This is a genomic window from Pseudomonas sp. BBP2017, assembly GCF_003024385.1.
Classification (GTDB): domain Bacteria; phylum Pseudomonadota; class Gammaproteobacteria; order Pseudomonadales; family Pseudomonadaceae; genus Aquipseudomonas.
Map to the genome: position 1 here is coordinate 219,527 of NZ_PVZN01000001.1, position 17,914 is coordinate 237,440.

At 60.0% G+C, this 17,914-nt stretch carries 22 protein-coding genes, 2 tRNA genes and 1 pseudogene; 6 read left to right on the plus strand and 19 right to left on the minus strand.

Annotated features, from left to right (window positions below; all coding sequences use genetic code 11):
• Positions 1–15 precede the first annotated feature (15 nt).
• From pheS to thrS, 5 genes are all read right to left on the minus strand, one after another.
• Positions 16–1,032 carry a phenylalanine--tRNA ligase subunit alpha gene (gene pheS / locus C6382_RS00930; protein WP_028941672.1) on the minus strand — a complete coding sequence of 339 codons (1,017 nt, stop codon included), beginning with the start codon at positions 1,030–1,032 and terminating at the stop codon, positions 16–18.
• A 104-nt stretch (positions 1,033–1,136) separates the two neighbouring features.
• Positions 1,137–1,493 carry a 50S ribosomal protein L20 gene (gene rplT, locus C6382_RS00935; RefSeq protein ID WP_081818697.1) on the minus strand — a complete coding sequence of 119 codons (357 nt, stop codon included), beginning with the start codon at positions 1,491–1,493 and terminating at the stop codon, positions 1,137–1,139.
• A 29-nt stretch (positions 1,494–1,522) separates the two neighbouring features.
• Positions 1,523–1,717, minus strand: a complete 195-nt coding sequence (gene rpmI / locus C6382_RS00940; protein ID WP_027620572.1) for a 50S ribosomal protein L35 — start codon at positions 1,715–1,717, stop codon at positions 1,523–1,525.
• A 60-nt stretch (positions 1,718–1,777) separates the two neighbouring features.
• Positions 1,778–2,329, minus strand: coding sequence for a translation initiation factor IF-3 (gene infC, locus C6382_RS00945; protein ID WP_174446961.1), 552 nt, complete (start codon positions 2,327–2,329; stop codon positions 1,778–1,780).
• Positions 2,329–4,251, minus strand: coding sequence for a threonine--tRNA ligase (thrS, locus tag C6382_RS00950; protein WP_107022688.1), 1,923 nt, complete (start codon positions 4,249–4,251; stop codon positions 2,329–2,331). Before thrS ends, infC begins: the two co-directional genes overlap by 1 nt.
• Positions 4,252–4,575: 324 nt before the next feature.
• On the opposite strand from thrS, the gene C6382_RS00955 reads away from it, so the two are divergent.
• Both C6382_RS00955 and C6382_RS00960 read left to right on the plus strand, forming a co-directional pair.
• Positions 4,576–4,875 (plus strand): hypothetical protein, encoded by a 300-nt coding sequence (locus tag C6382_RS00955; RefSeq protein ID WP_107022689.1) that lies wholly within the window; start codon positions 4,576–4,578, stop codon positions 4,873–4,875.
• 160 nt (positions 4,876–5,035) lie between these two features.
• On the plus strand, positions 5,036–5,248 hold the full coding sequence (locus C6382_RS00960) for a cold-shock protein (protein ID WP_007956027.1): 213 nt from the start codon (positions 5,036–5,038) through the stop codon (positions 5,246–5,248).
• A 104-nt stretch (positions 5,249–5,352) separates the two neighbouring features.
• Here C6382_RS00960 and C6382_RS00965 read toward each other — a convergent pair whose 3' ends face one another.
• Together C6382_RS00965 and C6382_RS00970 are read right to left on the minus strand one after the other, a co-directional pair.
• The gene (locus C6382_RS00965) at positions 5,353–5,661 is read right to left on the minus strand and encodes an I78 family peptidase inhibitor (RefSeq protein ID WP_107022690.1); all 309 of its coding nucleotides are present in this window, start codon (positions 5,659–5,661) and stop codon (positions 5,353–5,355) included.
• Between the two features lie 144 nt (positions 5,662–5,805).
• Positions 5,806–6,108, minus strand: coding sequence for a hypothetical protein (locus C6382_RS00970; RefSeq protein ID WP_107022691.1), 303 nt, complete (start codon positions 6,106–6,108; stop codon positions 5,806–5,808).
• Between the two features lie 191 nt (positions 6,109–6,299).
• Between C6382_RS00970 and C6382_RS00975 the strand changes: the two genes are divergently transcribed.
• On the plus strand, positions 6,300–6,506 hold the full coding sequence (locus C6382_RS00975) for a hypothetical protein (RefSeq protein ID WP_107022692.1): 207 nt from the start codon (positions 6,300–6,302) through the stop codon (positions 6,504–6,506).
• Here the strand turns inward: C6382_RS00975 and C6382_RS00980 are convergent.
• The 7 genes from C6382_RS00980 to C6382_RS01010 all read right to left on the minus strand — a co-directional run bounded on the left by C6382_RS00980 (position 6,478) and on the right by C6382_RS01010 (position 13,422).
• Positions 6,478–7,452, minus strand: a complete 975-nt coding sequence (locus tag C6382_RS00980; RefSeq protein WP_107022693.1) for a nucleoside hydrolase — start codon at positions 7,450–7,452, stop codon at positions 6,478–6,480. The genes C6382_RS00975 and C6382_RS00980 overlap by 29 nt on opposite strands.
• A gap of 77 nt (positions 7,453–7,529) precedes the next feature.
• The gene (gene rbsD, locus C6382_RS00985) at positions 7,530–7,934 is read right to left on the minus strand and encodes a D-ribose pyranase (protein ID WP_107022694.1); all 405 of its coding nucleotides are present in this window, start codon (positions 7,932–7,934) and stop codon (positions 7,530–7,532) included.
• Positions 7,931–8,839 (minus strand): ribokinase, encoded by a 909-nt coding sequence (gene rbsK / locus C6382_RS00990; protein ID WP_107022695.1) that lies wholly within the window; start codon positions 8,837–8,839, stop codon positions 7,931–7,933. The genes rbsD and rbsK overlap by 4 nt, the downstream gene beginning before the upstream one ends.
• A gap of 13 nt (positions 8,840–8,852) precedes the next feature.
• A complete protein-coding gene (locus C6382_RS00995) occupies positions 8,853–9,875 on the minus strand; it encodes a LacI family DNA-binding transcriptional regulator (RefSeq protein ID WP_107022696.1) in 1,023 nt (340 codons plus the stop codon).
• A gap of 3 nt (positions 9,876–9,878) precedes the next feature.
• Positions 9,879–10,871: an ABC transporter permease gene (locus C6382_RS01000; RefSeq protein ID WP_107022697.1), complete on the minus strand. Its 993-nt coding sequence runs from the start codon at positions 10,869–10,871 to the stop codon at positions 9,879–9,881.
• Positions 10,868–12,418 (minus strand): sugar ABC transporter ATP-binding protein, encoded by a 1,551-nt coding sequence (locus C6382_RS01005; RefSeq protein ID WP_107022698.1) that lies wholly within the window; start codon positions 12,416–12,418, stop codon positions 10,868–10,870. The genes C6382_RS01000 and C6382_RS01005 overlap by 4 nt, the downstream gene beginning before the upstream one ends.
• A 47-nt stretch (positions 12,419–12,465) precedes the next feature.
• On the minus strand, positions 12,466–13,422 hold the full coding sequence (locus C6382_RS01010) for a sugar ABC transporter substrate-binding protein (protein ID WP_107022699.1): 957 nt from the start codon (positions 13,420–13,422) through the stop codon (positions 12,466–12,468).
• A gap of 335 nt (positions 13,423–13,757) precedes the next feature.
• Between C6382_RS01010 and C6382_RS01015 the strand changes: the two genes are divergently transcribed.
• The 3 genes from C6382_RS01015 to C6382_RS01025 all read left to right on the plus strand — a co-directional run bounded on the left by C6382_RS01015 (position 13,758) and on the right by C6382_RS01025 (position 15,984).
• Complete coding sequence (locus tag C6382_RS01015) at positions 13,758–14,846, plus strand: asparaginase (protein WP_107022700.1); 1,089 nt, start codon at positions 13,758–13,760, stop codon at positions 14,844–14,846.
• A gap of 166 nt (positions 14,847–15,012) precedes the next feature.
• Positions 15,013–15,282: a DUF1654 domain-containing protein gene (locus C6382_RS01020; protein ID WP_107022701.1), complete on the plus strand. Its 270-nt coding sequence runs from the start codon at positions 15,013–15,015 to the stop codon at positions 15,280–15,282.
• Between the two features lie 6 nt (positions 15,283–15,288).
• A complete protein-coding gene (locus C6382_RS01025) occupies positions 15,289–15,984 on the plus strand; it encodes an endonuclease (protein WP_107022702.1) in 696 nt (231 codons plus the stop codon).
• A gap of 3 nt (positions 15,985–15,987) precedes the next feature.
• Here C6382_RS01025 and C6382_RS01030 read toward each other — a convergent pair whose 3' ends face one another.
• The 5 genes and pseudogenes from C6382_RS01030 to C6382_RS01050 form a co-directional block, all read right to left on the minus strand.
• A complete protein-coding gene (locus C6382_RS01030; protein WP_107022703.1) occupies positions 15,988–16,413 on the minus strand; it encodes a bifunctional (p)ppGpp synthetase/guanosine-3',5'-bis(diphosphate) 3'-pyrophosphohydrolase in 426 nt (141 codons plus the stop codon).
• 12 nt (positions 16,414–16,425) lie between these two features.
• Positions 16,426–16,581, minus strand: a pseudogene (locus C6382_RS01035) (GNAT family N-acetyltransferase); the annotation flags it as partial.
• A gap of 120 nt (positions 16,582–16,701) precedes the next feature.
• Positions 16,702–17,271, minus strand: coding sequence for an SPOR domain-containing protein (locus C6382_RS01040; protein WP_038609573.1), 570 nt, complete (start codon positions 17,269–17,271; stop codon positions 16,702–16,704).
• Positions 17,272–17,432: 161 nt separating this feature from the next.
• Positions 17,433–17,509, minus strand: a tRNA-Val gene (locus tag C6382_RS01045).
• Between the two features lie 165 nt (positions 17,510–17,674).
• Positions 17,675–17,751, minus strand: a tRNA-Val gene (locus C6382_RS01050).
• Positions 17,752–17,914 lie beyond the last annotated feature (163 nt).

Consider the following 17,914-nt stretch of genomic DNA (forward strand, 5'->3'; position numbering starts at 1 on the left):
TTACGGGTGCGCGACCTAGCGAAATTGCGCAAGGAACCGCAAGTCGTTGTCGAAGAACAGGCGCAAATCGTTGACGCCGTAACGCAGCATGGCCAGGCGCTCGGCACCCATGCCGAAGGCAAAGCCCTGGAACTCTTCCGGGTCGATGCCAGACATGCGCAGCACGTTCGGGTGAACCATGCCGCAACCCATGACTTCCAGCCAGCCGGTTTGCTTGCACACGCGGCAACCTTTGCCGGAGCACATCACGCACTGGATGTCGACTTCAGCCGATGGCTCGGTGAAGGGGAAGAAGGACGGACGGAAACGTACCGCCAGTTCCTTTTCGAAGAACACCCGCAGGAATTCTTCGATGGTGCCTTTGAGGTCGGCAAAATTGATGTCGCGATCGATCAGCAGGCCTTCGACCTGGTGAAACATCGGCGAGTGGGTCAGGTCCGAGTCGCAGCGGTATACGCGGCCCGGGCAGACAATGCGGATTGGCGGCTGGCTGGACTCCATGGTCCGCACCTGCACCGGCGAGGTGTGGGTACGCAGCAGCATGTTGGCATTGAAGTAGAAGGTGTCATGCATTGCCCGGGCCGGGTGGTGGCCGGGAATGTTGAGGGCTTCGAAGTTGTGGTAGTCGTCTTCGACCTCAGGGCCTTCGGCGATGCCGTAGCCGATGTGGGTGAAGAACTGCTCGATGCGCTCCAGGGTGCGGGTGATCGGATGCAGACCACCGGAGGTCTGGCCACGGCCCGGCAGGGTCACATCAATGCACTCGGCGGCCAGACGGGCGCTGAGTTCGGCTTCTTCGAAGGCCGCCTTGCGCGCGTTGAGCACCTCGGTGACGCGTTCCTTGGCGTCGTTGATCAGCGCGCCAACTTTTGGCCGCTCTTCGGCAGGCATATTGCCCAGGGTCTTCATCACCTGGGTCAGTTCGCCTTTCTTGCCAAGGAATTGAACCCGGATCTGTTCCAGGGCATTGATGTCTTCAGCGCGTTCCACGGCCTCCAGGGCTTGGGAGACCAGCGCGTCCAGGTTTTCCATGTACAGACTCCAGATACAAAATAGGGGAAGAGCGCAGGCTCTTCCCCTATTAAGACGTTTAACACCTGGCGCCGGAAATGACGCCAGGTGATTGTCGGGGGTACTTAAGCCAGCGTGGCTTTAGCTTTCTCGACAATCGCAGCAAACGCCGCTTTTTCGTTCACTGCCAGATCAGCCAGAACCTTACGGTCGATTTCGATCGACGCTTTTTTCAGGCCAGCGATCAGGCGGCTGTAGGACAGACCGTTGATACGCGCACCAGCGTTGATACGAGCGATCCACAGAGCGCGGAACTGACGTTTTTTCTGACGACGGTCGCGGTAGGCGTATTGGCCTGCCTTGATGACCGCTTGCTTGGCAACACGGAAAACGCGCGAGCGAGCGCCGTAGTAACCTTTAGCCAGTTTCAGAATTTTCTTGTGACGCTTACGAGCGATGACGCCACGCTTTACACGAGCCATGAGTAACTTCCTCTATCTAGAACCAAAAATTAACGAAGGCGCAGCATGCGCTCGACTTTTGCCACGTCCGACGCGTGCAGCAGGCTGCTACCGCGAAGTTGACGCTTACGCTTGGTCGACATTTTGGTCAGGATGTGGCTCTTGAAAGCGTGCTTGTGCTTGATGCCGTTAGCGGTTTTCAAAAAACGCTTGGCTGCACCGCTTTTGGTTTTCATTTTTGGCATGTTCGGATACTCCGCATTCAGTTGATAAACATAACCGCAAGGCCTGCCGTGCCCTGGTGGTTATTTCTTTTTCTTGGGGGCGATGACCATCAAAAGCTGGCGTCCTTCCATCTTAGGATGCTGTTCGACGGTCCCGTATTCGGCGAGATCAGCTTCGATCCGCTTCAACAGTTCCATACCCAGCTCCTGGTGGGCCATCTCACGACCACGGAATCTCAGAGAGATTTTGGTCTTGTCCCCATCACTAAGGAAACGTACCAGGTTGCGTAGTTTTACCTGGTAATCCCCTTCCTCCGTCCCTGGACGAAACTTGATTTCTTTGATCTGGATGATCTTCTGGTTCTTCTTCGCCGCAGCCTGCTGCTTTTTCTTCTCGAACAGGCTCTTGCCGTAGTCGAGGACTTTGCACACAGGTGGAACAGCGTCAGCAGAAATTTCTACCAGATCCAGTTTCGCTTCTTCAGCGATACGAAGCGCTTCTTCAATCGAGACGATGCCTAACTGCTCGCCGTCAGCGCCAATTAACCGAACCTCACGTGCCGAGATATTCTCGTTGATCGGGGCTTTCGGTACAGCTCGTTTGTCTTGTCTCATATCACGCTTAATAGTAATTACTCCGAATCTTGGCGACCACGCCGGGAAACCGCTTGCGCGAGCAGCTCCGTGAACTGGGCGACGGGCATCGAGCCCAGGTCTGCACCTTCACGGGTACGCACAGCGACAGTTTGCGTTTCGACTTCCCGATCCCCGATAACCAGGAGATAAGGAACCTTGAGCAAGGTATGCTCGCGGATCTTAAAGCCAATTTTCTCATTTCTCAAGTCGGACTTGGCACGGAAACCGCTTTCGGCCAGAGTTTTTTCCACTTGCTGAGCAAATTCAGCCTGTTTGTCGGTGATATTCATGATCACCGCCTGGGTTGGCGCCAGCCAGGCCGGGAACGCACCTTCGTAGTGCTCGATGAGAATTCCGACGAAGCGCTCGAACGATCCGAGGATCGCGCGGTGCAGCATCACAGGGTGCTTGCGGCCGTTGTCTTCGGAGACGAATTCGGCACCGAGACGGATCGGCAGGTTGAAGTCGAGCTGCAGGGTACCACACTGCCAGACGCGACCCAGGCAGTCTTTGAGCGAGAACTCGATCTTCGGACCGTAGAAGGCGCCCTCGCCCGGCTGCAGGTCGTACGGCAGGCCGGCGCTGTCGAGGGCGGCGGCCAGGGCGGCTTCGGCACGATCCCACAGCTCATCGGATCCGACGCGCTTTTCAGGGCGGGTCGACAGCTTCATTTCGATGTCTTTAAAGCCGAAGTCGGCGTAGACATCCATGGTCAGCTTGATGAACGCCGCGGATTCGGACTGCATCTGCTCTTCGGTGCAGAAGATGTGTGCGTCGTCCTGGGTGAAGCCACGCACGCGCATGATCCCGTGCAGGGCACCGGACGGCTCGTTACGGTGGCAGGCACCGAACTCGGCCAGACGCAGCGGCAGCTCGCGGTAGCTCTTCAGGCCCTGGTTGAACACCTGCACGTGGCAAGGGCAGTTCATTGGCTTGATGGCGTAGTCGCGGTTTTCCGACTGGGTGGTGAACATGTTGTCGGCGTAGTTGGCCCAGTGGCCAGACTTTTCCCACAGCGAACGGTCAACAACCTGCGGAGTCTTGATCTCCAGGTAGCCGTTGTCGCGCTGAACCTTGCGCATGTACTGTTCCAGTACCTGATACAGGGTCCAGCCGTTCGGGTGCCAGAACACCATGCCCGGCGCTTCTTCCTGGAGGTGGAACAGGCCCAGGCGCTTGCCGATTTTACGGTGATCGCGTTTTTCCGCTTCTTCGATGCGCTGAATGTAGGCAGCCAGCTGCTTCTTGTCGGCCCAGGCGGTGCCGTAGACGCGCTGCAGCTGCTCGTTCTTGGCATCGCCACGCCAGTAGGCGCCGGACAGCTTGGTCAGCTTGAACGATTTGAGGAAACGGGTGTTCGGCACGTGCGGACCGCGGCACATGTCGACGTATTCTTCGTGGTAGTACAGGCCCATGGCCTGTTCATCCGGCATGTCTTCGACCAGGCGCAGCTTGTAGTCTTCGCCGCGGGCCTTGAACACTTCGATCACTTCGGCGCGCGGCGTGACTTTTTTGATCACGTCGTAATCGGTGTCGATCAGCTGCTGCATGCGCTGCTCGATGGCAGCCATGTCGTCAGGCGTGAAAGGACGCTCGTAGGCGATGTCGTAATAGAAGCCTTCGTCGATGACCGGACCGATGACCATTTTCGCGGTCGGGTACAGTTGCTTGACCGCGTGGCCGACCAGGTGGGCGCACGAGTGACGGATGATCTCCAGCCCCTCTTCGTCCTTGGGCGTGATGATTTGCAGGCTAGCGTCGTGTTCGATCAGATCGCAAGCGTCGACCAGTTTGCCGTCGACTTTACCGGCGACGGTGGCTTTAGCCAGGCCGGCACCAATGGATGCGGCGACTTCGGCTACGGATACGGCCTTGTCGAAAGAACGTTGACTGCCATCGGGAAGAGTAATAATGGGCATGGCGCCTCCTCTCCTAGTGGTGACCCCTACCAAAGGTCACGTGGGTTGGGATGAGCCAGTACGCGATCCGCCCCTGTCTTTGCACAAGCAAAGCCTGCCTCACAGTGGCAGAAGCCCGAAAGCCTGCCAGGGAACGAACCAGAGTGACTGGAATAAAAAGTTGGGAGCGGCGCGCTACAGCAGGTGCTGGCGGCGTTTCCGAGCGGAGCATGCTAGCACAAAGCTTTGCGGCGATTGCGGGGAACTTGGGTGGAAATTTTCCGCTCAGAGTTTGTGAAGCGTCCTACTCTTGTGAAACTAGCCCCCCCCAAGGAGTGTTTGGTTATGCGACTTCAGTCTCTTCTGGCCGTGGCCGCTGCCTCTGCCCTGTTGCTACCGCTAAGCGCCAATGCCGGCAAGCTACCCGCCGACTACCAGACGTCCTGCGTGGCTCAGGCGCTGAAGCAGCAAGGCGTGACAAAGGACAAAGCCGAAGCGCACTGCAGCTGCGCCGCAAAGGTGCTTGAAAAAAACCTCACCGATGAGCAGATAAAAGACCTGGACACCCTGCAGGATGGCGTCAATGCGACACTAATGGAGAACACGCGAAAACAGGTCGCAGCTGCTTGCGCCCCGAAAAAATAGGCCTTTGGCCAGGTAATCCATCGTTATTTTGCTCCAGATCAGCAATCTGCGAAGGTAAAAGGGGCTACAAGCCCATAATTAGACTATGATGGTCGGCGTGCACCCTGTTGGCCTCGGCAACACCGCACTACTGAAAATCATGTTTCTTGGAGATACACCCATGTCTAATCGCCAAACCGGCACCGTAAAATGGTTCAACGATGAGAAAGGCTTCGGCTTCATCACTCCACAAGGTGGCGGCGACGACCTGTTCGTTCACTTCAAGGCTATCGAAACCGACGGTTTCAAAAGCCTGAAGGAAGGCCAGACTGTCTCCTTCGTTGCCGAAAAAGGCCAGAAGGGCATGCAGGCTGCACAAGTTCGTCCAGAGTAAGCTCTGACCGAATAAAAAAACCCGTCCATGTGACGGGTTTTTTTGTGCCTGGCATTTGCCCATGCACAGCACCTGTAGGCGCCAGCGTTGCTGGCGCCTACACATCAGCCGCAGTTGACGCTGGTGACCACGCCTTGGGCGTTGGTGTGCAGGTTCAGGCGCTCGGAACGGTAGTCCATGGTCATAGCATCACGCGGACCAAGGGCATGGGCCATTTGCGAGCCGCTGGCTTTGCGCGCCTGCTCGACCAGCGCCGGGGTGGCCTGCTTGCCGATGGCGAACTCAGCGCCACGGGCTTGGCAACGGCCATCGTTGTTCGCCGCCGCTGGCGCTTTCGACGACGAACCGCCAGTGCTGCTGCAACCGGCCAGAACGGCAACCGCCAACAGGCTCATCAATGATGCACGGAACATGAATCCTCCTTAAATACAGAAATACTGCTGCCTATCTGACAGTCTCGCTGGTTTTTCGTTGCAAAACCCGTCAAGTCTGCCTGAGCCAGCGCACTCAGGTAAAAGCGCAATCGTCACGGAATTTTGCACAAACGCCGTCGCAACTCAGTACAGGTCGATGTAATCGCTTGAAGGTTTCGGCCAGTTGGCCTGTAACACGTTGAACACCTGTAGCACCCAGCGCTCGTCCGCCGCGGCCTGCTCACCGACGCAGCCAGAACCGGCCGCCCAGGTTTCCAGACGAAAGGCCAGGCCCTGCAGTTCGCGGCCACCGACCACCTGCGACAGCCAGGCGATACCGCTGCGGTTGACCCGCAGTTGGTTGTGCACGGCATTGCTGCCAGCGCCAAGCAAGCTGCGCACCGCCTCAAGGGTGAACTGTTCGGGGTTGTTCAAATCGATCTGCACAGCGTTGTTCCGACTGGCTGGAAACCGTTAGTTTGCCACGACCCCCGCGCTTATGCCTAAGTCGCAGTGCCTTGGCAGGCAACGGCATGATTTACTGCTGCCTTGGGTGGAGCGCAGTCAGGCCTCCCCTTCAAACGCCAGGGCCCGGCATTTGAACCCACAGTGCGCGCAGTTTTTTCCCGGAACAGCTTATGACAAGCCACATCATCGATGCCGACATCAAGGTCAAATGGCCCGAGGGCCAGAGCGCCTATAGCCCCGCCAGCGCCGAAGAACTGATGCTGATCGCCGTCGACCTGCTGGTCAAAGACCTGGGCAACGAGGCTGCGCGCAGCTTCGTCGACCAGGTCTTTGAACACTATTCGCACGCTACTTCAGACGCGCAAGCCGCGTACTGAGCAGGTCAAAAAAGCCCTGAGCATCAGCGCTGTCGATCCACATCACGTTGCTCGGCTGTTCAAGGGTGTTGTACCAGTCAGCGATGGTCTGACCATAGGTCGGGCCTTCTCGGCTGTCTACCTGCAGATGAATCTGCCGCCCGTTGAACAGCTCAGGTTTAAGCAGGTAGGCGATCACGCTGGCATCATGCACCGGGCCTCCGGGCATGCCGTAGCGCGCCATGTCGGCCTTGATGTAGGCATTGAGAATGTCTACCACCAGCTTGCTGGCCTGGTTGTTCACCGCTGCCAGCTGGGTGAGGCGCGCGTCGCTGGTCAGCACTTTGTGAGTGACGTCCAACGGCAGATAGGTCAGTTTGACCCCGCTGCTGAGCACCACTTCGGCGGCTTCCGGGTCGGCAAACAGGTTGAACTCGGCCACCGGGGTGATGTTGCCGCCATTGAAATGGGCACCGCCCATCACCACCACTTCCTTGATCCCGCGGGTGATCTCGGGGGCCTGGATCAAGGCCAGGGCGAGGTTGGTCTGCGGGCCGAGCATGGCCAGCGTGATGCTATACGGCTCGGCCTTGCCCAGGGTGTCGATCAGGTACTGCACGGCGCCGCCCTTGGCCAGGCCTTGCCTGGGCTCATGCACCGGCACACCGGGCAGGCCCTCTTCGCCGTGAATGTTCGCCGCATAGATGGGCGTGCGCAGCAACGGCTTGGGTGCACCGGCATACACCGGAATGTCCTCGCGCCCACCCCACTCCCTGGCCAGCCGCGCATTGCGCGAAGTCTTGTCCAGGCGTACGTTGCCGGCCACAGTGGTGATGGCGCGGATCTTCAGTTCATCCGGCGCGGCCATGGCCAGAAGCAAGGCCACCACGTCGTCGGCACCGGGGTCGGTGTCGATGATCAGATCGATCGGTGCAGCCTGGGCGGCACCTGCCGACAGCAGAGACATCAGCAGTACTCCTTGAAGCAAACGTTCGGCAGGTTGAATCCATTCATTCGTCGCACAGGTCCTTGTAAGGCAAGCTTCTAGAAAGTGACGCCCGCGATCAAGACGATATTGCTGTAGGGCTTGCATTCACCACTACGCACCACGGCGCGGGCGCCACGGCTGAGCTGTTTTAACTCGGCATGGCTGAGCAGGTTGCGGGCACCGAGCTGACCCTGTGCGTGACATTGCTCGATGGCGGTCAGGCCTGGGGGATTGGCCTTGAAGATCTCATCGGCCAGCACATGGCTTTCCACCTGCATCTCGCTCAACACAGTGCGCAGGACGCTGGCAAAGTCCGGCATCCCGGGCGTCAGCGCCAGGTCGATCAGCTCGACGCCTGGCGGCACCGGCAAACCGGCGTCTCCGATGACCAGGATGTCACCATGGCCCAGCGAGGCGATGACCCGTGACAGGGCAATATTGAGCAAGGGCGTCTTTTTCATGGCTGCAACTCGGCCAGATAGGGAATCGACGGCTGGGCGCCAGCGCGGGTGACTGATAGGGCCGCAGCGCGCTGGCCGAAGGCAATCGCCTCGCCCTCCTCCATCCCGCGCGCCAGCGCCGCAGCAAAACCACCGACAAAGGTGTCGCCCGCCGCCGTGGTGTCCACTGGCTGCACCACAGGCGCCGGGAAGTGTGTGACTCCCTGAGCATTGGCAAACAACACGCCTTGGGCGCCGAGGGTGACGATGACGTTTTTCACGCCGAGGCTGCGCAGATGGCTGGCCGCGGCTTCGGCGCCGGCAAGGTCAGTCACCGGCAGCCCGGTCAGCGCCTGCGCTTCGCTTTCGTTGGGGGTCAGGTAGTCGATGGCGTTGTACCAGCTCAACGGTAACGGGCCGGTGCATGGCGCCGGGTTGAGAATCACCGTCTTACCCAGCGCACGACCCCGCTCCAGGGTATAGGCCACGGTCTGCGCGGGCACTTCCAGCTGGCAGATGATCACCTCGGCGCCTTGCAGCAAGGTATCGAAGGCCTGCACCGATGCAGGCAGCAGTTGGCCGTTGCTACCGGGAATGATGACGATGGAATTCTGGCTGCTGGCATCGACCACGATCAGTGCCAGGCCGCTCGATACCCCCGCACACACTGCTACCCCCTGACAGTCGATCTGCTCGTCGAGCAAGGCCTGGCGCAGCTGTTGACCGTAGGCATCGTCGCCGACGTTGCCGATCATCGCCACTTGCGCCCCCAGGCGCGCCGCGGCCACCGCCTGGTTGGCGCCCTTGCCGCCCGGCACGGTGGCAAACGACTCGCCCGCCAGGGTCTCGCCGGCACGTGGCAGTCGCTGGGCGCGGGCTACCAGGTCCATGTTGAGGCTACCTACCACTACTACCTTGGCGTGCATGGCTGTTCTGTTCTCAGCGGTAATCATTGAAAAGGTCTGGACGCGGGGCGGTGGACTCGCGCAACACGATCTTTGGCGCGACGATGCGCTGCTCCGGCGCGCCGTGCAGCGGCTGAGCGATACGCGACAGCAACAGGGCTGCGGCGCTCTCGCCCAGTTCACGTATCGACTGGCCGACGGTGGTCAGCGCCGGGAACACGTAGCGGCTGAGCTGGATGTCGTCGAAACCGATCACCGACAACTCGCCGGGCACGCAGATGTTGCGCTCGGCGGCGGCGCGCAACACGCCGATGCCGATCATGTCGTTACCGGCAAAAATCGCCGTCGGCCGCTGACCGTCGAGCAACTGCGCGGCGGCGGCATAGCCGCCCAGGCTGGTGAAATCACTGTTGACGATGTGCTCGTCAGCCGCTGTGATCCCGGCTTCGGCGAGGGCGCGCTGGAACCCGGCCAGGCGCAATTGCGCGGTGCTGGTGTTGGCCGGGCCGCCGATGCAGGCGATATCACGGTGACCCAGCTCAAGCAAATGCTGGGTTGCCAGGTAAGCGCCCAGCTCGTGATCGATGCGCACCAGATCGGCTTCGACGCCGTCCAGGGCGCGGTCCACGATCACCATCGGCGTGCGCACATTGGCCAGGCTGCCCTGTAGGTCGCTGTCTTCACCCACCGAGGCAACGATCAAGCCATCAATGCGTTTTTCCAGCAGCACGCGCAGGTAGCTGCGCTGCTTTTGTGGGTTGTCGTCGGAGTTGCACAGGATCACGCAGTAGCCGTTGCGCTCGCAGGCATCCTCGATGCCTCGGGCCAGCTCGGCGAAATACGGGTTGACGCTGTTGGGCACCAGCAGGCCGATGGTGGCGGTGCTGCGCGCCTTGAGCGAACGGGCCACGGCGCTAGGCACATAGTCGAGTTCAGCGATGGCCGCCTCGACTTTCAGGCGCACCGGTTCGCTGACCGGTCGGGTCTTGTTCAATACATGGGACACGGTGGTGTAGGAAATCCCCGCCAGTGCCGCGACATCTTTGATGGTTGCCATGGGTCAGTTCCGCCGACTTGCACGTCGGCTACGGTAGGTGTCGAGGACCACGGCGATCACAATGACCGCCCCGGTGATAATGCGTTTGGTCGGTTCCGATGCGCCGATCTGGGCCAGGCCTGCGGCCAGCACGGAGATGATCAGTACACCGAAGAAGGTGCTGATCACCGAACCGCGCCCACCCATAAGGCTGGTGCCGCCGATAACCACGGCGGCGATGACCTGCAGTTCAAGGCCGGAGCCGGCATTGGGGTCGGCGGCTTCCAGGCGGGAAATCTGGAACAGCGCAGCCAGCCCGGCCAGTAGCCCCATCAGCGAGAACACCAGGATCTTGTACGGGCGGGGGTCGATACCGGCGAGGCGCACCGCTTCTTCGTTGGTGCCGATGCCGATCAGGTAGCGGCCGAACACGGTGCGGGTCAGCACCAGCTGGGCAAGGATGATCACCAGCAAGGCGATGATGAACGATGGCGACACGCCAAAAGCCAGCGGGTTGGAGAGCCATGCAAAGGCGTCACCAATGTAGGCGGTGCGCGAGTCGGTCAGCTGGTAGGCCAGGCCCCGGGCCATCTCCAGCACGCCCAGGGAGACGATGAACGATGGAATCCGCCAGGCCACGGTGATCGAACCGGTGATGCTCCCGGCCAGCGCCGCCACGCCCATGCCGAGTAGCGCGGCCGGCAGCACACTCCAGCCCCAGCCGAGGATCGCCACACTGACCGCCGAGGCCGCCAGGGCCAGCACAGAGCCCACCGAGAGGTCGATGCCGCCGATGATCAGGACGAAGGTCATGCCGACCGCCAGAACCATCAGGTCGGGGATCTGGTTGGCCAGGGTGCTGAAGGTGCCGTAAGTCAGGAAATGACTGCTGAGCAAGGAAAACAGCACGATCATCGCCAGCAAGGCGCCGGCCAGGCCCAGGTAAGTACCCAGGCCGTAATAGCTGCTGTTGCGCTTGGCGCTGGGGGCAGCGCTGTCCACTGGAGTGGTTTTCATGAGGGTGTCCTGGGTGCCGCTTCATGCAGCAACGCATCACGTTTCTGATAGCCGGCAAAGGCTGCGGCCAGTAGTTGATCCTGGGTCCAATGTTCGCGCTCGAAGGTGTCGATCAGGTGTCCGGCACTGAGCACTCCGATGCGGTCACAAATCAGCATCAGTTCGCGCAGGTCACTGGAGACCACCACCAGCGCCTTGCCCTGGCGCGCCAGTTCGGCGAGCAGGCCGTAGATGTCGAACTTGGCACCGACGTCGATGCCACGGGTCGGCTCGTCGAACAGCAGCACCGTGCAATCGCGCTCCAGCCAGCGGCCGATGACGACCTTCTGCTGGTTGCCACCGGACAGCTCGCCGACCACCTGATCAGGGCTGGAACTGCGAATACGCATGGCGCTGATCTGGCGTTGGGCCAACTCACGCTCGGCTTGACTGTCGAGCACGCCTGCGCGGGAAATCGCCGGCAGATTACCCAGGGCGATGTTGGCGCTGATCGACTGCGACAATAGTAGGCCTTCGCCTTTGCGGTCTTCGGTGATCAGGGCGATGCCTGCGCGCACCGCGGCTACAGGTGAATCGATCTGCACCGGGCGCAATGGGCTGCCAAGCTCAATAGTGCCGCTGTCGGCGCGGTCGGCGCCATAGATCAAGCGCAGCAGCTCGGTACGACCGGCACCGATCAGCCCGGAGATGCCGAAGATTTCGCCGCTACGCACTTCGAAAGATACGTCACGCACCTTGTCGGCACGGCTCAGACTATTGACCTTGAGAATCGGCGCGCCGATCTGGCGCTGGCCCAGGTCGATGTGCTCGGCCAGTTCGCGGCCGACCATCAGGTTGACCAGCTCTGCACTGCTGTAACGCGCCATGGACTCGACACACACCAGCTTGCCATCGCGCAGCACGGCGATGCGCTGAGCGATGCGTTTGAGTTCTTCCAGGCGGTGAGAGATATAGACGATGGCCACACCGCGCTGCTGCAGGCGTTCAATCTGAGTAAACAGCAACTCGACCTCACGCGCGGTGAGCATGGCCGTGGGCTCATCGAAAATCAGCACATGGCAGTCGCCGATCAGGTTACGGGCGATTTCCACCATCTGTTGATGGCCGATACCCAGTTCGCCGACCGGGGTGTCCGGGTCGATCGCGTCGAGGCCGACCTGGGCCATGGCGGCCCGGGCCTGCTCACGCAAGCGCTGGCGGCTGATCCAGCCGCCACGGCCGGGCAGGTTGTCGAGAAACAGGTTCTCGGCCACGGTCAGGGTCGGCAGCAGGTTGAGCTCCTGCATGACCATGCGCACGCCAAGGCGCTCGGCGGCGGCACGGCTGCCGGGCTGGTAAAGCTGCCCCTGGTAGTGCATTTGCCCGGTGGTCGGCAGCTCGAGGCCGCCGATGATTTTCGACAGGGTACTCTTGCCCGCGCCGTTCTCGCCGGTAAGGGCCAGTACCTCGCCGCGATACAGACTCAGCTCGATATCGCCGAGCACCGGCTGGGCGTAGGTTTTGCCGATTGCACTGACTGAAAGCACGACATCCGCAGTCGCTGACATTGCCTGATCTCCTGGCGCCTGCCGTCGGGCAGGCGCACGCAGTGCAGCTACTGGGTGACCAATTCGACCGGGGTCTGGATGACGTTGTCGGCGTCCACTTCAGGCTTTTCGCCTTTGAGCATCTTCAGCGCCGCCTCAATGCCGAACACCGCCTGCCTGGCGGCGTACTGGTCGGCGGTGGCGAGCACGCGACCGTCCTTGAGCATCGGTTTGATGGCGTTGATGTTGTCGTAGCCGACCACCTGCACCTGGCCAGACTTGCCCGCTGCACGCACCGCCGAGACCGCGCCCAGGGCCATGCTGTCGTTACCGGCCAGCAGCGCCTTGAGCTCGGGATGGGCATTGAGCATGGAGGCGGCGACCGCATTGCCTTTGGCAATTTCCCAGTCACCCGATTGCACCGAGACGATCTTGACCTGCGCCGCGTCCATCGCATCCTTGAAGCCGGCGGTGCGCTGCTGGGCGTTGGTGGTGGTCGAGACACCTTCGATAATGCCGACCTGATCACCGGCCTTGAGTTTTTCCTTGGCCAGGTACTCACCCACCAGACGCGCGCCCTTGCGGTTGTCCGGGCCTACGAACGGCACGCTGAGGTTCTTGCTCTTGAGCACTTCTGGGTCCAGGCGGTTGTCGATATTGACCACGGTGATGCCGGCGTCCATGGCCTTTTTCACCACCGGCACCAGGGCCTTGGAGTCGGCCGGGGCAATGACCAGGGCGTTGACCCCGGAAACGATCATCTGCTCGACAATGCGAATCTGATTACCGGAATCGGTCTCGTCCTTGATGCCGTTGGAAACCAGCTCGAATTCGCCCGCGTGGTCCTTCTGGTAGGCCTTGGCGCCGTCTTCCATGGTCAGGAAGAACTCGTTGGCGAGGGACTTCATCACCAGCGCAACTTTGGGCTTGGCGTCATCGGCCTGGGCTTGGGACAGGGGCATGGCGAGGGAGAGCGAGGACAGTACGGCGACCGCCAAAAGGCGTCCTGCGAACGGCAGCTTCATGTGATTACTCCGGATCTTATGATTTTTATCGGATCGCAAACGTTTGCGTTAGCTAACTATGCGAACGCAACCCGACTTTGTCAAATTAGCCGCCGCAAATACGCTGGAAGTTGCATGTCGGAATTATCGCCAAAATACTCGGAAAACCGAACCCCCCTTTGTAGATTATATTCGGATTTCCGAACTATTCGCAGTCGGATTTTCTCGGCACACTTACTAAAAGTTTATATAAATCAATAGATTGAATATGTAATACAACGAATGATAGAGCTGGCTCGATTTCTGCTTTTTCCTGCGGGTTACACAGCGAACTCCAGCCATAAGAGAGATCAACAATGAAAGCTGCGTTTAACTCCTTCGTTCCGGGCGCTTTGGCCCTGCTGCTGTTACTGCCTACAGGCGTCAACGCCAAGGAAGCCGAGAACCAACAGAAACTGGCCAACGTGGTGATCCTCGCCACTGGCGGCACCATCGCCGGCGCTGGCGCCAGTGCCGCCAACAGCGCGACCTACCAGGCCGCCAAGCTGGGTGTGGACAAGCTGATCGCCGGCGTTCCGGAACTGGCAAACATTGCCAATGTGCGCGGCGAACAGGTGATGCAGATCGCCTCCGAAAGCATCAGCAACGACAACCTGCTGCAACTGGGCAAGCGCGTGGCCGAACTTGCCGACAGTAAGGACGTTGACGGCATTGTCATCACCCACGGTACCGACACCCTGGAAGAGACCGCCTACTTCCTCAACCTGGTTGAGAAGACCGACAAGCCAATCGTGGTGGTCGGCTCAATGCGTCCGGGCACGGCGATGTCCGCTGACGGCATGCTCAACCTGTACAACGCCGTGGCGGTTGCCAGCAACAAGGAATCGCGCGGTAAAGGCGTACTGGTGACCATGAACGACGAAGTTCTGTCGGGTCGCGACGTCAGCAAGACCGTCAACATCAAGACCGAAGCCTTCAAGAGCCCATGGGGCCCGCTGGGCATGGTGGTCGAAGGCAAATCCTACTGGTTCCGCCTGCCAGCCAAGCGCCACACCGTGGATTCGGAATTCGACATCAAGAACATCAGCAGCCTGCCTGCCGTGGACATCGCCTACGGCTACGGCAACGTGACTGACACCGCCTACAAAGCTCTGGCCCAAGGTGGCGCCAAGGCGATCATCCATGCCGGCACTGGCAACGGTTCGGTGTCGTCGCGCGTCGTGCCTGCCCTGCAGGAACTGCGCAAGGACGGTGTGCAGATCATTCGTTCCTCCCACGTCAACCAGGGCGGTTTCGTGCTGCGCAACGCCGAGCAGCCTGACGACAAGAACGACTGGGTCGTGGCCCACGACCTGAACCCGCAAAAAGCCCGGATCCTGGCCATGGTCGCCCTGACCAAGACTCAGGACAGCAAAGAGCTGCAGCGGATCTTCTGGGAATACTGAGTCCAGTGCCCCGCCCACGCTTGCCCGCCCTGTAGGACGGGCAGGCGTACCTCCCCGACCCTCAGCAAAAAAACTTTAAACAGACCGCAGCAAACTGCGCGGTTTGCGGTCACATGCGCTCTTTCACTGACGAGCTGTTGCGAAATTGCTTACAGTAAAATACTGTATGCGCATACAGCTAAATAAGGAACGTTTCGTGGCCACCACTTCCGCCCCTGCCAGCAGTTACGAGCAACTGGGCATCCGCATCCAGAAAATCATCAATTCACCGACTGCGCAAAAGTCCCGCGCCGCACTGATCTTCCGCCTGGAGCACGAATCGCCTGATGACTGGGCCACCCTGCTCGAGGAAATCGCCGAGAACGACAACGTCACCCTCGCCTATCGCGATGACGGTGGTGTGCAGATTTTCTGGGTTGTGCCAAAGGAAGATTAACCCCGCATGAGAGTTTCGTTTTTTGCAGTCGCTTGCCTGCTGTTCAGCGTCACCACCACCGCCCACGCCGATGCACCGCGCACTTTCAACGAGGCCAAGAAGGTTGCCTGGCGCCTGTATGCACCGCAATCCACCGAGTTCTACTGTGGCTGCAAGTACAACGGCAACAAGGTCGACCTCGCCGCATGCGGCTACATCCCACGCAAAAACGCCAACCGCGCTTCGCGCATCGAATGGGAGCATATCGTTCCAGCCTGGCAGATCGGCCATCAGCGCCAGTGCTGGCAAGACGGCGGGCGTAAGAACTGCACGCGCAACGACAAGGTTTACCAGCGTGCCGAAGCCGACCTGCACAACCTGGTGCCGAGCATTGGCGAGGTCAATGGTGATCGCAGCAACTTCAGCTTCGGCTGGTTGCCCGAGCAGCGAGGGCAGTACGGGTCATGCCTGACCCAGGTTGATTTCAAGGCCAAGAAAGTCATGCCGCGGCCGTCGATCCGCGGCATGATCGCGCGCACCTACTTTTATATGAGCAAGCAGTACAGCCTCAAGCTGTCGAAACAGGACCGCCAGCTCTATGAGGCCTGGAACAAGACCTACCCGCCGCAGCCCTGGGAACGCCAGCGCAACCAGCGGGTGGCCTGTGTGATGGGGCACGGCAACGAGTTTGTCGGCCCGGTCAACCTCAGCGCCTGCGGCTAAGCGTCAGGCCAGCGCCTGCAGGTAGGCGCTGGCTTGCTGGTAACGGGCCAGGCGCGCCATGTCTTCAGGGCCGGGAATGGCGATACGCGAGAGGTCGCTGTTGTCGGCAAGGTCGGCCAGTTTCACCACCCGCGCCAACGGGTCGCCGCCCAGGCGAATGACAAACGCCTCATAGCTCTCCTGATCGCGGCGACTCAGCGCCTGCACCGCCGCCAGGATCTTCAGGGCAAAACCCTCACGCGCCAGGTCCGACAAGGTCATCGGGGAGTCTTCAAGCACATCGTGCAGCACCGCAACGATGCGCTGCTCAGCGGTCGAGACCCGCAGCATCACCCGCAACGGGTGCAGGATATAGGCTGCGCCGCCCTTGTCCCGCTGCCCTTCGTGTGCCCTGGCCGCCACCGCAATGGCTCGCTCCAGCGTAGACATAGGCCCTCCCACTCAACGTTCGCGGTGTTGCAGACGCGCCATACTGTAGGCATCGGTCAACCCACCGTTATGCATAGCATAGTCACGCAATTGTCCTTTGACTTCAAAGCCATGGCGGTTATACAGGGCCAGCGCCGGTTGATTGTCGGTGAACACGGTCAGCTCGACCAGCCCTTCGATTCGATATGCTGTTCGGTGGCGCGCTGCAGGGTAATGGCGGGGATGTGTCCTTCATCACGGCTCTCCTTGCGTTGAGCCGTGAGTGTACGGGGCAGGGAAAGGTACCGGCTAGCGCGGCGCGTCGTGCTGGATAACGATCGAGTCAGTGCCCAGGCGCGCCATCACATCAGCCTGTTTCGCTTCGGCTTCAGCTTTACTCGGGAACGGACCGAGCAACACCACTGGCTTACCGTCGCGGTACACCACTGACGAAGGGATCTGTTTTTCGATCAGGCGTGCAGTCATGTCGCTCAGGGCGCCCATGTTCGGGCCTTGCACGATTTCGACATCCCAACCCTCAGGGGCGGGTTTATCCGCCATGGCTTCGGCGCTGCGCTGCAGTTCGGCGCCGCCACAGGCCTCGCGAATGCGCAGGTTGCTGCCCTTGTCGGCGAGCACGATTTCGTAACCGTCGGCCTGCTTGAAAGCTACATAGCTGCGGTAAGGCAAGAAGGTGCCGGCGTCATCTTTACTGCGCACCTGACCGCAGATCGTGCCCTGCTTGTCGATTCGCACGTTGCCAAACTTGGCCGTCTTGGGATTGGGCAGCTGCTCGGCTATCTGCTTGTGCACGCCTTCGACTGCATTTTCGCAGCCGGCCAGAGCCAGTACTGCCATTACCATCGCCACTTTGCGCACGCGTCAATCTCCTGAATACAAGCGGCGGATTTTAGCACGCTGGAGAAGCGGGCTTGACCCACGACTGCCTTTTGTAAGCCCCATGGCACCGCAGGACTATCCCGTGCGCACCAGAAATGCAAAAAGGGCGACCCTTTCGGATCGCCCTTTCTGTCGAGATTTGGTAGGCACAACTGGACTCGAACCAACGACCCCCACCATGTCAAGGTGGTGCTCTAACCAACTGAGCTATGTGCCTGCTGTGGGGCGCATAATACGCAGATCCCTACCTGTCGTAAAGCGAAATCTATAAAAAAATCAAAAAAATCAGCAGCTTTAGTCTTCCGCCTTAAATACCGGAAAACAAAAAAGGCGACCCTCTCGGATCGCCTTTTCAGCACCGCCAGCAGGGGCGGATTTGATTTGGTAGGCACAATTGGACTCGAACCAACGACCCCCACCATGTCAAGGTGGTGCTCTAACCAACTGAGCTATGTGCCTGCTGTGAGGCGGCATTCTACGGAATCGGCTGAGCGTGTCAACTCTTTTTTTCAAGCTAAGCCACTGAATATCAAAAGTATTTGTGAAAACCCGGGGTAAAGGATTTTCAACACACGACTAGCGGGTGTTTATTATTATTGATAGCATCGGTACAGTCGTAAAA